This is a genomic window from Arenicella sp. 4NH20-0111 (genome assembly GCF_040366405.1).
In the GTDB taxonomy this organism is placed as follows: Bacteria; Pseudomonadota; Gammaproteobacteria; order Arenicellales; family Arenicellaceae; genus Arenicella.
In genome coordinates, this window is the sequence record NZ_BAABWF010000008.1 from 85,100 (window position 1) to 100,002 (window position 14,903).

Below are 14,903 nucleotides of genomic sequence, written 5' to 3' on the forward strand. Positions count from 1 at the left end.
GCCTCAAGGGTATATTATTTGACGCGTTAAACGTTGGTTTCTAAAGAATTTAATAAAGCTAAAGTTCAAGTCAGCGCAACCCAGTCAAAACATTGAGGAAATAACAATGCTCACAGTCGCCCTAGTCACTCTTTTAATTTTGCTTCAATACATGTACTTCACCCTACAGGCAGGAATGTCTCGGGGAAGCGAGATTAAGGCGCCAGCCACCAGCGGCAGTGAAGCGTTTGAGCGTAAGTTGAGGGTTCAACTCAACACGCTAGAGCAAATGATGGTTACCCTCCCTGCAATGTGGCTATGCGCTCATTTTTTCCGCTGGGATGTCGCTGCGGTGTTGGGCGCTGCGTTTATAGTTGGCAGGTTCATTTATGCGTCAGCGTACGTTAAAGATCCCACTAAGCGTGCGCCCGGATTTATCATCGGCTTTTTCGCAAACGTCTTGCTGATTCTGTGCTCTTTATGGGGCGTTGTCAGCCAACTGGTCTAAAGATCACTGACAACCCGACATTAAATCCATGAGCTTCTGACATTTACCCAAAAGCTCAACAAGCAGCCAACGTCCGATCGGCCGGGAGCGCGATCTGGCGCTAGATCAAACGGTCAAAGCTTCCTATTGGACGCTCATGCCGCTGACCATACATCTAAGAATTCTTTAAGATGAGGCTCGCCATCCTCTAACGCTGATTTGACCACAGCATGCTCTTGCTGCAAACCAGCATCGGTTAAATGACCTCGAGTATGAAGCCAATGCAGGTACACTAAATAGGTATTTAAAGCGTCGGTCTCGCAATAGTCCCGTATGGCTTTAATTTCGCCAGCCTTATATTGATCCCAAACTTTAGATCCGCTCATGCCCATCTTCCCAGGAAGGCCTAATAATATTGCAATTTCATCTAAGGGAGCATAAGCGCGATTATTGTAACCAGCAATGACGTCCATCAAGTCTGTATGTCGTAGATGAAAACGCCCCAGATAGTTATTCCATTTAAAACTGCTGTCGTCTTCACCAAGATCCCAGTACCTAGGGGCTTGCACCGAATTAATCAATCCACGGTAATGCAACACAGGAAGATCGAACCCTCCGCCATTCCACGTAACCAGCGTAGGGGTGTGTTTATCTACGCCATCAAAGAAGTTCTGAACTATTTCCTTTTCGGTGCTCTCTTCTGTACCAATAGTCCACACTGAAAACTTGTCATGAGTCAAGTTACGATACACCGCCGAAATTGCTACCACTTTCTGTAGATGCGTTGCAATAAAATCTGTGCCCGTCTTTTCACGCCGCTTAGCAAACATTGCTTCAGCAACGTCCGAATCACTCAACTCGTCACCAAGCTCATAGAGCTTTCGTCCGCCCGAGACATCTGGAATCGTTTCGATGTCAAACGCCAATACGTTCATCTAATATACCCCCGTCGAAAGATACCGATCACCTCGATCGCAAACGATTGAGACTATCGTGGCCGACGTATTTTGCTGTTCCAATTTTGAAGCCAGCTTTAACGCAACGGCCATGGCACCACCAGAAGAAACGCCTGCAAAAATACCCTCTTCCCTAGCCAGAGCTCGCATTGTTTCTTCGGCAACGGATTGTTCTACGTCGATGGTTCTATCGACCCGTTTGGCATCAAATATTTTCGGGAGATATTCTGTGGGCCAACGCCGAATACCGGGTATCTGGGACGATCCGGCGGGCTGCACACCAACAATCTCAACCCTGGGATTCTTTTCCTTTAGAAAGCGCGACACGCCCATAATCGTACCCGTTGTTCCCATTGAGCTCACAAAATGAGTGACTCCTCCATCGGTATCACGCCATATTTCTGGGCCTGTACTCTCATAATGTGCATTCCAATTATCATCGTTCGAGAACTGATCCAACACGGTGCCTTTTCCTTGCGCCTGCATTGATAACGCCATATCACGCGCCAACTCCATACCGCCATCCTCCTGCGAAACAGAGATGATGTCAGCGCCAAACGCACGCATTGATGCTCGACGCTCTTCACTCATGTTATCAGGCATAATCAAGGTCATTGAGTAGCCCTTCATAGCGGCTGCCATTGACAGAGCAATCCCAGTATTTCCACTGGTGGCTTCGATCAAATTATCTCCAGGTTTAATATCTCCTCGCGCCTCTGCCTTCTGAATCATATTCAGCGCGGGGCGATCTTTAACAGACCCAGCGGGATTATTCCCTTCCAGCTTTCCGAGTACCGTCACATACTCGCCTTTCCATAGGCGTTTCAATTTGACTAATGGTGTGTTGCCGACTAGATCTTCTAGATGTGAATAGCGCACGTAAATCTCTCTTTTTATTAAAGCCCAAATGAAAGCGAGCGGCTAAAAAGCCGCTCGCAGTACTAAAGATGGTTTAACGGGGCCTAGTCATCGCCAGCGAAAGCCATTAAAAACTGAACAACATACCAGAACATGGTGGCAACAGATGCGAACAACGCCAAAGATGCGGCTACATGTTGTTCCTCATTGTAATGATGGATAATATTCGAGGTTGTATATAAAACGCATCCCCCCATGAACAAAATCATTACAGCCGAGAACCACATTCCTAATCCCATTCCAAACGCAATAGACGCCACAATCAACCCGAGAGCGACGAAACCGCCAATCTTAAGCGCGGGTCCAATGAATGAAAAGTCCTTCTTAGTGGTGAACGCAACAAAGGTAATTCCAGCCACTAACGCACCAGTTATCAAGGCAGCGTTTGGCAACACGCCTGGCGCAAAAGTATTTGCCATATAAATTAAGGGTAAGAACACAATGGCGTCGGCAACGATATATAAGCCTAGCCCAGCATACTGAAGCTCGCGTGATGCACCAGAATGAGCCCATTTATCGGCCAACATTCCTACAACCATAAAGGCGCCTAGCACAAACAGCCAACTCCATTTACTGGTGGACAGCACTTTCATGGCTATTTCACCAGCTCCCATATTGATTAATGTTGCTTCCAATAGTGCGAACAATGCAATTGCACCGGCAAGATGGGTATACGTTCGGCGAATAAAGCCAGCTCTTGCTTCCGCAGGAAGTTGACTAACGACAGCGCCAGAACCGGCATTCATGTAACTCATTTTGAAGTCTCCGTAATAAAAAAGTGAGTAATCAATAGTATATATAGACTGATAATAGCATGGTGATGATAAAAGACTATTCAATATGCTCAATCATTAATTGTAAGCTAAGGTTATCGCGATACTCGTTCACATCAAGCTTATAGGCCGCGTGAATTGTTCCAGACGGAAGGTCATCATGCGTATCCAAATAGCCGAAACAGATTGCGTCAATGGGTTGATTACCGTCAATAGGTCTAAGTTTAAGTTTGGCATGGGTCAAACCCACCGTTCGCGCATCCAAAACCTCGAATTCACTGTCAAACAAAGGTTCAGGAAACCCTTGTCCCCACGGCGTGGATTGTCGTAGTTCCTCGGCCAACTTCATTGTGAAATCGCTAGCCGCCAGCGGACCGTCGGTCCAAATTACTTGACTCCAGTCCTTATCTTTTGTCAGTTCCGCGGCGATACGTTCAACGACGCTGATGAATTGAGTCAGCTTGGTTTCTGGCACGGACATTCCGGCCGCCATCGCGTGCCCACCAAACTTTGTCATCAAACCGGGATGCAATGCATCCACTCTGGCAAGCAAGTCCCGGATATGCACACCCTCGACACTTCGAGCAGAGCCTTTCCATTCTCCCTCCTCTTCCCCTGGCGCCATAGCAATAACCGGCCGATTAGTGCGTTCCTTGATTCGTGAGGCAACCAAGCCAACAACCCCTTGATGCCAAGTCGGATCATGAATTGCATAGATCGACGGCGAGGACGTCTCATCGACTTTGATGTTCTCAACGATCAAAAGGGCATCTTGCTGCATCGATTGCTCAACCTGCTTGCGCTCCTTATTGAGATCATCCAACTGAACCGCTAGCGCTAGCGCCTTGTCGGGATCGTCGCTCAATAAACATTCGATGCCAACGGACATATCATCCAGCCTACCAGCCGCATTGAGACGAGGCCCAACGGCAAAACCCAAATCGGCAGACGACAACCGCAAAGGGTTACGGTTGCCTATCGTTAACAGCGCATTAATACCAGGACAAGCCAAGCCTTGTCGAATTCGCTGCATACCTTGTTGCACTAAGATCCGGTTATTTCTATCAAGCGGCACCACATCCGCCACTGTTCCGAGCGCAACTAAATCAAGAAATTGAGACATGTTCGGCTCTGAAACACCCTGTTGGGAAAACCAGCCCATCTCTCGCAACCTGGCACGCAGCGCCAACATCACATAAAAAATGACACCAACACCGGCTAGATTTTTACTTGCAAAACGATCTCCGGGAAGGTTCGGGTTTACAATAACATCCGCTGTTGGCAACTCTTCGCCAGGCAAATGATGATCAGTCACTAAGACCGACATCCCCAATGCTTGCGCGGCATGCACACCGTCAACGCTGCTTATTCCATTATCTACGGTAATAATAACGTCCGGTTGACGCATCGCCGCTACCCCGACTATCTCAGGCGATAACCCGTACCCATACTCGAAACGGTTCGGCACCAAATAGCTGACGCTGGCTAAGCCAAACGCACGCAGACAACGTACCGCCAGCGCGCTGCTGGTGGCTCCATCCGCATCGAAATCCCCAACAATAACCACGCTAGCTTCGGCGGTTACTGCTTCAGCTAATAGCTCCGCAGCTTTATCAATGTGGCTTAACCCTTGAGGCGGCAATAAGTGCTTCAAGCCGAGATCCAAACCGCTTGATTGACTGATTCCGCGTGAAGCAAGAATGCCAGTCGTGATAGAGCTCAATCCTAAGTGATTATCAGGTAAATTGGTTGGCCTTTGACGAGCCTTGATTTGCACACTGGTCACGTTATAGTCATCGTTTGAATATTGGGTGAGAGAAGTATGAATCAATCGGCATTTTTAATGAAATGGTTTTGCCGTATTTCATTGACCATAATCGCCATCAGTTTTACCTACGTTGTTGCGCAGCCAAGCTACAACTTTGCGCACTGGGTACCGCATGATTTCCTGCGGATGCTCGGCGTTAAGTACCAACAGATACTGTGGGCTGAGTCCAATGCTGACATCTTTCTGCATTTTTTCGGCGCGGCTCTACTAACGCTTCTTACTCATGGGTCAAATATAAGACCATTCAACTTTCATCCAATCGCGCCATTTGGCTTTATCTGCCTACTCTGTGTATGCGCCGAAGTTGTGCAACATTTAATAGGCAGAGGTATAGAAACTAGCGATTTACTGCTCGGAATTTGCGGTAGTTTCATGGCATACTTGGCACAACATAAAAATAATTAACTTCCGCTCTATTCAATCAACGATTCTCTGTGTAACTAGTCAGGTTGACTAGAATATTTCATGAAAAGCCAAAATAAAACAATTGCTTTTATGAGATACACGTTCACATATAAAAATTTCGCTTCGCTGTTTAGTGGCCGACTGGTCATGGCGGAGGATTGAATTTTGAGTTTTAAATAACAAATACTTTGAGAACAATTAAACATTCTCAAAGCTGGGTAAGTTTTGGATAAAAGGTAGGCTCCCTTGAAGACTAAAAACCAAATTACAGCGCCAGATGGCATCAATACTAGTTTATTTTCAGACATAGAGAGACGGGCTCATAACCAATCTCTAAATGGCAATAAGCATCCTTTTAAATGGCACCAAGATATAAGCGGCCTTATCCCTACGAAAGAAGTAGAAAAGATCAGGCAGAGCTTAAAAAAACTTGCCGTTGACGATTATGTCGCCAAAGTTTTAGACGGCGCTGAATCCGCCAGTCGACCCAGTGCGAAGTCGATAGTCAGCAAACTCCGTGGAAAGATCCATAATGAGTTTGAGTTGGGGCCGCTGTACAGCTTAGAAATCTCGCTTGAATACAACAATGAAAAACGCCGCCTGGCATTCATTGTACAAAACCGCAGCATTGCGAATGGTGTTTGGAGTCCTGAACACCACCTAGAAGCATGCCGACTTGCTACTGAATACTCGGCTAGAGCAATCCCTATTATCACGTTCATGGACACCCCTGGTGCAGACGCTGGTACAGAGGCAAACGCCGCCAACCAAGCCCACACCATTTCAAGGTTAATCGCCGTCATGGCCGCTGTGAAGGTACCGACCTTAGGCATAATTTATGGCTTGGGTTATTCAGGTGGTGCCATTCCATTAGCAACAACCAACCTTTTGCTCGCAGTGAAAGATGCGGCGTTCAATACAATTCAACCTAAGGGCTTGGCCAACATCGCCCGCCAATACAATTTGTCTTGGCAGGAGAGCGCTCGCTACGTAGGGGTTTCACCCTCGGAGCTGTACCGCAGTGGTGCCATTGATGGTGTAGTAGATTGGAAGCCAGACACACAATCCGATGACACTAACAACTTGGTCGCGGCGATTTTTACTGGCATTCAAGAAGTAGAAGCAAGCGCAAAGCGCGAAGTACTCGAAAATCCCATTGTCGCTGCCGATTACGTGAATAACGTTCGCACGGAAAAATTACACAAAAAAGCTTTCGATGAGTTACAAAAGGCCGCTCATTTTGAGCTTTATGGTGAGCTCTCTGAATTCCCAAGCGTTTATTCGCACGCGATGCAGTACCTACGCTCTTTGTCAATGCGTTGTCGAATTCACTCAGAAACGGTTGAAACCTATGGTCGACTAGCGGAAGAGGAAATCCCAAAAGGTGATTTGGCTCAACGTACGCAACAGATGAGAAAGGTGTCATTTGATCAATGGCTGTCTGACCCAGAAAAATTAGTCTATAACGACCAGCTGTCAAAAGCGTGGAGCAACCTCAGACAAAAACACGAGGAGCTGAATAACGATCGCAGTAAGATCACGGCGCTGATTCTTGGAGACCCACAAAGCAACTACCGCAGCGCACAGAAATCATTCTGCTTCATTCTGTGCCTCTACCTCTATAATAGATGGAAGTCGGACGCGGCGTTCAACTTCATCGAGATGAATCGAAAGCTTGAGGCCATTACCGAAAATAGCCCGAGCTTTTTACACAAACATGAGTCCGACCTAACACTCCTCGACACGTTAAACGAGCCGAGCTTGAAGGACATCATGCAGTCTCAGTTTCGCAACATCTTAGTATTTGACGCACTGTATAATAATATTGTCGATAATTTCGGTGAGATCGCGGAAGAATCTCAGGCATTCCAATCTTTATCGCAAGACACGCTTAAACGAATTTTAGACACCTCATTGGAAAAAGTAGCTGACAGTGTCAGTGGGTCAATGAGCGAAGAGGTGGTCAATAGCGACATTAAGGCTGAGTTTGCAAAATGGTTAAACCATTTTGTTAAGTACGACCAACGAGGCTCGTTCTTGTCAGACGTGGAAGAATGGAAACGCGTTAATTTCCCAAGAATGTCAGACTCTTTGCTAGTTCTGATCACTTATTTCTTCGAAACGCTGGTGCCTCGCTTCATCGAATCTCAAATGAATGCCAAAAGCTACAATGGGCAAATTAACCCTTGGCGAATTGGTAAACGTAAGGATTTTTGGAATCAACTAAATATAGCTTACCAAGACCTTTTGATTCAGAGAGTTCTTGCCTCTTACAAACGTCAGAAATTAAGCACAGTGGATGCGTTTAAGAGCACTCTTTTCACCGAATTCACGGAAACACACTCGAATAAAATGACGGCAAATCCGGTTCAGTTTCCCGGTTTCCGCCAGTCTATCGAAAAGGCCCTGAATAATGACATTACACCTTGCGGCGTAGTCACTGGCATAGGCGAAATAAAACTCGAAGGTGGTAAGACCGCAAAAGTTGGGGCTCTGATATCCAATGTCGCGTTTCAAGCTGGCGCGTTTGATATGGCCGGCGCAGAGAAACTGTGTGGTCTGCTGATAGATTGCGCAGAACAAGGTCTCCCCATCGTATGTTTTGTTTCTTCTGGTGGCATGCAAACCAAAGAAGGCCCAAGCTCATTATTCTCTATGGCGATTGTGAATGACCGCATTACCAGTTTCATATCAGAAACGGGGCTACCAATCGTTATTTTCGGATTTGGCGATTGTACTGGTGGCTCGCAAGCCAGTTTCGTCACACACCCGCTGGTCCACACCTATTATTTTAGTGGCACAGACATGCCTTTTGCTGGCCGAGTCGTTGTGCCCTCCTTTCTTCCTTCGATGTCAACCACATCGAATTACTTGGCCAATAATACCGGAGCAATGCAGGGTTTAGTAAAACACCCGTTCGCCGAAGGATTAGATGAAAAACTGCGCGAGGTTGACCCAAACATTACCCTCCCCGAAGAGTCTGTCGGTGAAGTGGTAAATAAAGTCATTTCCGGCGTCGCAAGCGTAGAAGAAAAAGCTCAAAAAAACCAAGTGCATCGAGCGATCGACCGCATGGGGAAAATTGACAAGGTCCTAGTTCACGCTCGTGGCTGTACCGCGGTAAAACTGATCCGAGTAGCGCAAGCCCAAGGACATAAAGTACTGTTAGTGCAGTCTGACCCCGACATGGGCTCCGTTGCCTGCGATATGCTCACAGAACAAGACGAAGTAGTCTGCTTGGGCGGCCAAACACCGGGAGAAAGTTACCTCAACGGACTGTCGGTAGTAACCATCGCAAAAAATCGAGGAGCCACCGCTCTTCATCCGGGCATTGGCTTTTTGTCGGAAAATGCCGGATTTGCGCGCCTTTGCCGAGCAAATGGACTGAACTTCGTTGGCCCTAAAGGTAGCAGCATGGACACCATGGGCAACAAGTCAAACGCCATTAACACAGCGATGGCAAATAATGTGCCCGTCGTACCGGGATCACACGGCATCCTGACCAGCGCAGAAGCAACCGCCAAAGTAGCGGAAGAAATTGGCTACCCCGTGCTGCTTAAGGCCGTACACGGTGGTGGCGGTAAAGGCATCAAAGTAGTACGAAGCCCTTCTGAGATCAAAGACGCGTTTAATAATGTCTACAGCGAGGCCAGAAGCGCGTTTGGAAATGGCGACTTGTATCTAGAAAAATTTGTTGTCTCAATGAGACACATCGAAGTACAAATCCTTAGAGATGCACATGGCAATACTAAAGTGTTGGGGCTACGCGACTGTACCGTACAAAGAAACAACCAAAAAGTATTAGAGGAATCTGGCTCAACCATGCTTCCCAAAAAGCTAGAAAAGCAAGCCTATGAGTGCGCTGAAAACCTAGCTAACTCGGTAGACTATTTTGGAGCAGGTACAGTTGAATTTATCTATGATTTGAAGTCAGACGCCATCTACTTCATGGAAATGAATACACGCCTTCAAGTCGAACACCCAGTAACTGAGTGGACGTCAGGCGTTAATATTGTTGGCAAACAATATGAAATCGCCGAGGGCCTTTCTATCGCCGACATTAAGCCTAAAAGTAAAGGCTTTTCAATCGAGGCTCGAATCACCGCCGAAAAAGCACGGTTAGACACCAACGGCACAATCGATTTTCTACCGACTCCCGGATTGGTCACGGAATGTAAATTCCCCGAAGGGGATCATATAGAAGTTATTGCATCAGTGTCTGAAGGCAAAACGATTTCTCCATTTTACGACAGCATGATTGCGCAGCTGGTTGTCTATGGAAAAGACCGCAAAGATGCCATTAAAAAACTCATTGCCGCGTTAGATCAAACGGTGATAAAGGGCGTGTGCACCAATATGTCTTTGCTAAAGCGCATTCTCAAAGACGATACGTTTATCAAAGGCGACTATGACACAGGGTACTTGCCTGCATTCCTTGACACCTTGGATAAAGACCAAATCGTGGAAGAGATGGCCTATACTGGTGTTGAAAAAGCCGACAGCGATCTAGCCAGCTTAAAAATCGCTGGAACGGATGAGATTAAGGTGATTTCACCTATGACCGGCATTTACTATGCAACTCCGACTCCTAGCGAACCTGATTTTGTAAAAGTAGGAGACAAGGTAAACTTGAGCCAAACTCTGTGCCAAGTCGAAGCCATGAAACTGTTTACGCACATCTCTCTCTCCAGTGTTCCCGGATCTGGTGAAATTTTTACCGCGGAAAATAATTACGAAATAGTTCGCGTCAATCAATCTAACGGCGCGCAAGTCAACGCCGGAGACTTACTCTTTGTAGTAAAGCCAGTTTAGCTGGCTTTACTACATTAGTTATTTTGATAGTATTCAATACGCTTGTTTAGCCACTGGGGTACTCGTCCCAGCGACTAAACAAGACTTAATAGAAAGTTATGTGGCTCGGAGGCATTGATTGTTTCACCCAGCTTCGATAGCTAATGGACACCCTACAACGTTTGAAGGACATTTTGATGATACAACGTGCTCTAGTTACTATTTTTGCCATGCTCAACCTGGCCACAAACTCTTACGCGGAAACCGATCGAGGCCTTGTTGATCCGACATTCTCACAACCGAGCAACGGGTTTGGCCTCTTAGCAAACGTGGACCAGGTGATTGAACTTAAAAATAAAAAGCTGCTTGTTGCAGGAGCTATTGAAGCTGATGAGGGTAATGGGCTAGAAAGAAAAAACCTTCTAAGACTCAATAGCGACGGAAGTTTGGACTCGACCTTTAATCAAACGACGATTAATAAAACTTTCTTTTCTGTTGAAGGACTTAATAACTTTGATTCTCTACTTGAGTATGACGACGAATCAATCATACTAACTGGGACCTTTCAACTAAACCAGACATTCGCCCAAACGCCAGAAGTACCTAATGTGCTTAGAATGAATTCTGATGGTACCTATAACGCTAACAGCTCCTTTAATCAGAATCTCTCCCAATACATAGTCAAGGATGTTTCACAAGGTAACGGGATTCTTATAAAGGGATTAATGAACGATGGGCGTGTTGTGTTAGGCAGCAAGTTTCCTGATTCACCATTTACCATCAATACGGCCTCCGGCCCCAAACAAGTCGCCTCGGCATTTATACAACCCGATGGAAGCGTGATCGAAATTAACGTTAATAATAGCTACACAAGAACCAGATTCGTGCCTAATGTATCAGGTGACAAAATACTTATGATCGGAGCAGGTAGTGACGGGCGCGAAGAATTAACCTTATTGAACAGTAATCTGACGGTTGATCAATCTTTCTCTCACACAGCGAAATACCGTCAATATATTCAAAATATAAGATTCGACAACAACAATAACATTTATTTTACCGCCGCTAATAGTGACGGCACCGTAGACAAACATATATATAAAATTCTACCGACCGGTGATGTAGATCGTAGTTTCAACCAAAGCGATATAGGTAGGTTTTCTGGTAGAATTAGCGATCTGGAGGTTCTGCCTAACGGCAAAGTACTTGTAGCGAAAATAGAAACCAACACCCTCTTTCTTACAGACCCACCGCAAACAGATACGACCTACAGCGCGACCCTTTTTAGACTGAACAAAGACGGATCCTTGGATGTGGATTTTAATCGTGAGACCAGAAATGATTATCGACAGTTCACAGTAGGAATCACGCCTCAGAAAGACGGCAGACCCATCGTGTTTACACGCTTCCCATTCCACTCAGGCAAAATGATTGAAAGAACAGGCTGCGTGGACACATCGCCGGTAACCCAAGCGCTTGACGCCGTTGCTGACTGGTGCTCAGGCGGGCCTGAGGGCTTCTCTTCGTTTATTGATTCCAGCCTAATGAATCAAACGGTCTTGCAAAGTGGTGAACTCAGCGACGATGAGTCCAGTTGGGTAAGTGGTCGATTTAACTTTCCTGGCGAACTTACATTCTCTTGGAAGGTGTCATCAGAAACCAGTAACGACTACCTACGCATACTGGTTGATGGACAGGAAGTAGACCGAATCAGCGGAGAGATAGGTTGGACCCAACGTACCGTTTCTCTGACCAATAAAAACAGCCTGGTTCGCTGGGAATACATTAAAGATGACAATTCGCAAGCGGGCTTAGACAGAGGCTTTATCGGCAACATTAACTACGCCGAAGACAAGCCTGAAGAGCTTAACTGTTCCGTAGTTAAAAACTCTCTCGGAAAAATAGCACCGATTTGTATTTAAAATACTAAACCAGATTGTGTGACAACTGGTCGAGGGCTAACTAAACTCGACCAGAGCAATGTAAACCTTCAGCTCTTTTAATCCGTTTGTTTGGTCGCCAAAACCAGCAATCCGGCGGCTATGCCTAAGTTTTTTATGAAGTTCTGTAGTTCGTGAGCAAAACTAGGCTCTCCTTGAAGCGCCCAAAAGTTATGGATATACACATTGATCAAAATGGTCAAGCCAAACAAAAGCAGCGCGCTGACTCTGAGTTGTTTACCGACAATCACCATCAGACCTAAACCTATCTGTAGAACTATTGTTAATGGCAATAGTATGCTGGCGAGCGGAACCCCTTTCGCTATCATCAAGTCAAGCGTTCCAGAGTATTGAACTGCCTTCATCACACCAGGCAATAAAAAGTAACTGCCAAGCAGCACTCTGCCCAACAAAAAGTACACACCGTCATACTGTTTTAAAATTTGGTTCATTAGCTTGTTACCGTTTGAGACCCTTGATACCCCTCAAGCACATCAACCGGCACATTATCGCCTACCGAGTAACTGAGGATTTTACTAAGATGAGTAATCGGCAACCCTGTTTCTTGTTGCCAATGATTGAACGCATTTTGAATATTCTTCAAATCACGCTGACTGGTCGCTTTCTCGTTAGTGTCGACTCCATTGGCTATCAACGCAGAAATCACATCTCCAGTTAAGATGAAACTGTCTTTACCAGTAAAGCGCAGAAACCACTGGGCTGTTTTCCCACCTAATCTAGCACCGTTTTTATGTAGGTATTTCATCAACCCCACTTGATCAGTCACCGGCCAATCAGCGAAAAATTCCCCAAAGCTACCATGTTCAGCGGCGACTTCATCCACCATTAGCGCATTCTTAAACACCGTTTCGATCTTTTGCCAATTTCGAATAATACGGGCATCTTCCACATAAGACTCCCACTCATCGGGGGATTTGGTCAACAATGCGCCTAAATCAAAGCCGTGAAAGGCTTCTTCAAAACCAGACCACTTAGCGGTGATAACGCGCCAGTGAAAACCCGCGTTGAATACGCAGCGTGTCAATTGAGCTAAATAGCGATCATCACTTACTTCCCTAAGCTCACTCTCAGTCGCCGGGATAGTGAGCAAACGAGCTAATTCAGCAGGACCGCCCTTACGCTTTTCCGCGGACTCTTTGATACGTTTAAATTTATTCATAAACCGACAAACAACTCTGTATTCATTTCAAAAACGACGAATCAAGTGTAGGTTATACGGCTAGCAAAATACAGTAAAGTGACTATCCAGTGCAGTCAAAAAAACCACAACTAACCTCAAAGCAGACCGTAAAGCAGTTGGCTTTTGTGGTACGCACTCGTTATAGGCCCACAAATTTTTCGTGCCCGCCTATTATCGAATCAATCATCAGGATTACTTGGGTTACGATAGAGTTTCCCTCGAACCCAGTCCGAACTTGGCAAAGACAGCTCATACTTAATCGCCATCGCTCTGATGGTGAATACAGCAATAAAACCAAGTAAAAGTGAAATAGGTGTACTTACACCACTAAACAGAGCCCAACAGCCCAAACTGCTTCCAAATAAGGCCGCTGTGGCGTAAATATCCTCTTTTAGTAGTATTGGAGGGCCGCCACAAACTACGTCTCGAATCAAGCCTCCTGCCGTTGCTGTGATGGTGCCCATCATGACCGACGTCATGAAACCTGCGTCCAGACTGTACGCTTTATATGTTCCTAGCATTGCGAACAATGCTAAACCTAGCGCGTCCACCCATACAAACAATTTGACTCGGGTCCAAGACTTGTAAATGATGGCGCCTACTCCGCCAGCCAGCGCGACGCAAACAACCCATGGATCTGCCAACCAAAAAACCGGAACATCGAGCAGTACATCCCGTAAGGTTCCGCCGCCAATTGCTGGCAGCAACCCCACAACCAGTATGCCAAACAAGTCCATGTTATGCCGAATTGCGACTAATCCTCCCGACACAGCGAAAACAAAAACGCCGATATAATCTGCAAGTGTAATAAAACTCATAAATTGTCTCGTTCGTGTATGAGGGCCTAAACGCCCTCATAGTATCAAACTTGATATGTGAAAACTCACTAACTAAAGATCCAATGAACTTTACTAATCCCACCATACATTAGAAAGTTCCGGTTTTTTATTACAACTTTTTGGTATTTAGCCTTAGTGAAGGACCCTGTTCGATGTCAGCTCGCAGAGATCGCTAACAATGTTTTCCATCAGATTGGCTACACCGTTCACCAAACTATCATGCTCATTAATGTGAGCCGCGTTGTTTAATCTTTCCACGTTGTTGTAAGTCACCCAAACTGCCCTCTGGTCATCTTCAAACACAACAAACGAAAGCGCTAATCCTAAGCTGTCAATTAACGAGCGCTCCATCGATCCGACACATCCTTTTTCTTCACCCAGAAGTAACAAAGATTTCGGAAGAGCGCGACCATCAGCGCTGTGAAATCGACTCATATGATCAACGTGCGCCTGAATTTTCAATCCCTTCGCCTCAATTAGATACGTGAGCGCTTGGACTGTTTTCCGATAACCCAACGAACTTTTAACCCTGATTGACGATTCATTTGATACGTCACCAACTAACCCTGCTTCTAAGCTTTCAAACATAACCATACCCCGTGTAGAATGAACAGCAGGCTTGAACCCGAACCACCAAATGCCTGCTGCTACCCCTCGTTTATACCCAATTTGAAAGCCCACACCTGTGATCAATGTGACAAAATACCGATATTTAGACGTATTTAACACTTTGACACACGTTTTGCTCCTTTGATTTACCATGCGGATAGCTCCCACACGCGAAGT

12 protein-coding genes are annotated in these 14,903 nt (G+C 46.0%); 4 read left to right on the plus strand and 8 right to left on the minus strand.

Going from position 1 to position 14,903, the window contains the following annotated elements; all coding sequences use genetic code 11:
* The first annotated feature begins 106 nt into the window (after positions 1–106).
* A complete protein-coding gene (locus tag ABWW54_RS15660) occupies positions 107–487 on the plus strand; it encodes an MAPEG family protein (RefSeq protein ID WP_353413602.1) in 381 nt (126 codons plus the stop codon).
* A 134-nt stretch (positions 488–621) separates the two neighbouring features.
* On the opposite strand, the gene ABWW54_RS15665 is transcribed toward ABWW54_RS15660, so the two are convergent.
* The 4 genes from ABWW54_RS15665 to recJ form a co-directional block, all read right to left on the minus strand.
* Entirely contained in the window at positions 622–1,401 is a 780-nt protein-coding gene (locus ABWW54_RS15665) for a 3'-5' exonuclease (RefSeq protein WP_353413603.1), read from the minus strand.
* Positions 1,402–2,301 carry a cysteine synthase CysM gene (gene cysM, locus ABWW54_RS15670; protein WP_353413604.1) on the minus strand — a complete coding sequence of 300 codons (900 nt, stop codon included), beginning with the start codon at positions 2,299–2,301 and terminating at the stop codon, positions 1,402–1,404. It abuts the gene before it with no gap.
* A gap of 83 nt (positions 2,302–2,384) precedes the next feature.
* Positions 2,385–3,095, minus strand: a complete 711-nt coding sequence (locus ABWW54_RS15675; protein ID WP_353413605.1) for a Bax inhibitor-1/YccA family protein — start codon at positions 3,093–3,095, stop codon at positions 2,385–2,387.
* Positions 3,096–3,171: 76 nt separating this feature from the next.
* Positions 3,172–4,890 carry a single-stranded-DNA-specific exonuclease RecJ gene (recJ, locus tag ABWW54_RS15680; protein ID WP_353413760.1) on the minus strand — a complete coding sequence of 573 codons (1,719 nt, stop codon included), beginning with the start codon at positions 4,888–4,890 and terminating at the stop codon, positions 3,172–3,174.
* Positions 4,891–4,935: 45 nt separating this feature from the next.
* On the opposite strand from recJ, the gene ABWW54_RS15685 reads away from it, so the two are divergent.
* From ABWW54_RS15685 to ABWW54_RS15695, 3 genes are all read left to right on the plus strand, one after another.
* On the plus strand, positions 4,936–5,346 hold the full coding sequence (locus ABWW54_RS15685) for a hypothetical protein (RefSeq protein ID WP_353413606.1): 411 nt from the start codon (positions 4,936–4,938) through the stop codon (positions 5,344–5,346).
* A 246-nt stretch (positions 5,347–5,592) separates the two neighbouring features.
* Positions 5,593–10,158: an ATP-binding protein gene (locus ABWW54_RS15690; RefSeq protein ID WP_353413607.1), complete on the plus strand. Its 4,566-nt coding sequence runs from the start codon at positions 5,593–5,595 to the stop codon at positions 10,156–10,158.
* A gap of 143 nt (positions 10,159–10,301) precedes the next feature.
* Positions 10,302–12,059: a hypothetical protein gene (locus ABWW54_RS15695; RefSeq protein WP_353413608.1), complete on the plus strand. Its 1,758-nt coding sequence runs from the start codon at positions 10,302–10,304 to the stop codon at positions 12,057–12,059.
* 77 nt (positions 12,060–12,136) lie between these two features.
* On the opposite strand, the gene ABWW54_RS15700 is transcribed toward ABWW54_RS15695, so the two are convergent.
* The 4 genes from ABWW54_RS15700 to ABWW54_RS15715 form a co-directional block, all read right to left on the minus strand.
* On the minus strand, positions 12,137–12,529 hold the full coding sequence (locus ABWW54_RS15700; RefSeq protein WP_353413609.1) for a DoxX family protein: 393 nt from the start codon (positions 12,527–12,529) through the stop codon (positions 12,137–12,139).
* Positions 12,529–13,257, minus strand: coding sequence for a DNA-3-methyladenine glycosylase I (locus ABWW54_RS15705; protein WP_353413611.1), 729 nt, complete (start codon positions 13,255–13,257; stop codon positions 12,529–12,531). The genes ABWW54_RS15700 and ABWW54_RS15705 overlap by 1 nt, the downstream gene beginning before the upstream one ends.
* Positions 13,258–13,457: 200 nt before the next feature.
* Positions 13,458–14,096 carry a trimeric intracellular cation channel family protein gene (locus tag ABWW54_RS15710; RefSeq protein ID WP_353413612.1) on the minus strand — a complete coding sequence of 213 codons (639 nt, stop codon included), beginning with the start codon at positions 14,094–14,096 and terminating at the stop codon, positions 13,458–13,460.
* 153 nt (positions 14,097–14,249) lie between these two features.
* On the minus strand, positions 14,250–14,879 hold the full coding sequence (locus ABWW54_RS15715; RefSeq protein WP_353413613.1) for a DUF302 domain-containing protein: 630 nt from the start codon (positions 14,877–14,879) through the stop codon (positions 14,250–14,252).
* Between the last annotated feature and the right edge of the window lie 24 nt (positions 14,880–14,903).

Excerpts from the sequence above, each read along its gene's own strand:
- ABWW54_RS15665 (WP_353413603.1), bottom strand. The coding sequence starts at position 1,401 with ATGAACGTATTGGCGTTTGACATCGAAACGATTCCAGATGTCTCGGGC.
- ABWW54_RS15675 (WP_353413605.1), bottom strand. The coding sequence starts at position 3,095 with ATGAGTTACATGAATGCCGGTTCTGGCGCTGTCGTTAGTCAACTTCCT.
- ABWW54_RS15710 (WP_353413612.1), bottom strand. The coding sequence starts at position 14,096 with ATGAGTTTTATTACACTTGCAGATTATATCGGCGTTTTTGTTTTCGCT.
- ABWW54_RS15685 (WP_353413606.1), top strand. The coding sequence starts at position 4,936 with ATGAATCAATCGGCATTTTTAATGAAATGGTTTTGCCGTATTTCATTG.
- ABWW54_RS15700 (WP_353413609.1), bottom strand. The coding sequence starts at position 12,529 with ATGAACCAAATTTTAAAACAGTATGACGGTGTGTACTTTTTGTTGGGC.
- ABWW54_RS15705 (WP_353413611.1), bottom strand. The coding sequence starts at position 13,257 with ATGAATAAATTTAAACGTATCAAAGAGTCCGCGGAAAAGCGTAAGGGC.
- ABWW54_RS15660 (WP_353413602.1), top strand. The coding sequence starts at position 107 with ATGCTCACAGTCGCCCTAGTCACTCTTTTAATTTTGCTTCAATACATG.
- ABWW54_RS15715 (WP_353413613.1), bottom strand. The coding sequence starts at position 14,879 with ATGGTAAATCAAAGGAGCAAAACGTGTGTCAAAGTGTTAAATACGTCT.
- ABWW54_RS15695 (WP_353413608.1), top strand. The coding sequence starts at position 10,302 with ATGGACACCCTACAACGTTTGAAGGACATTTTGATGATACAACGTGCT.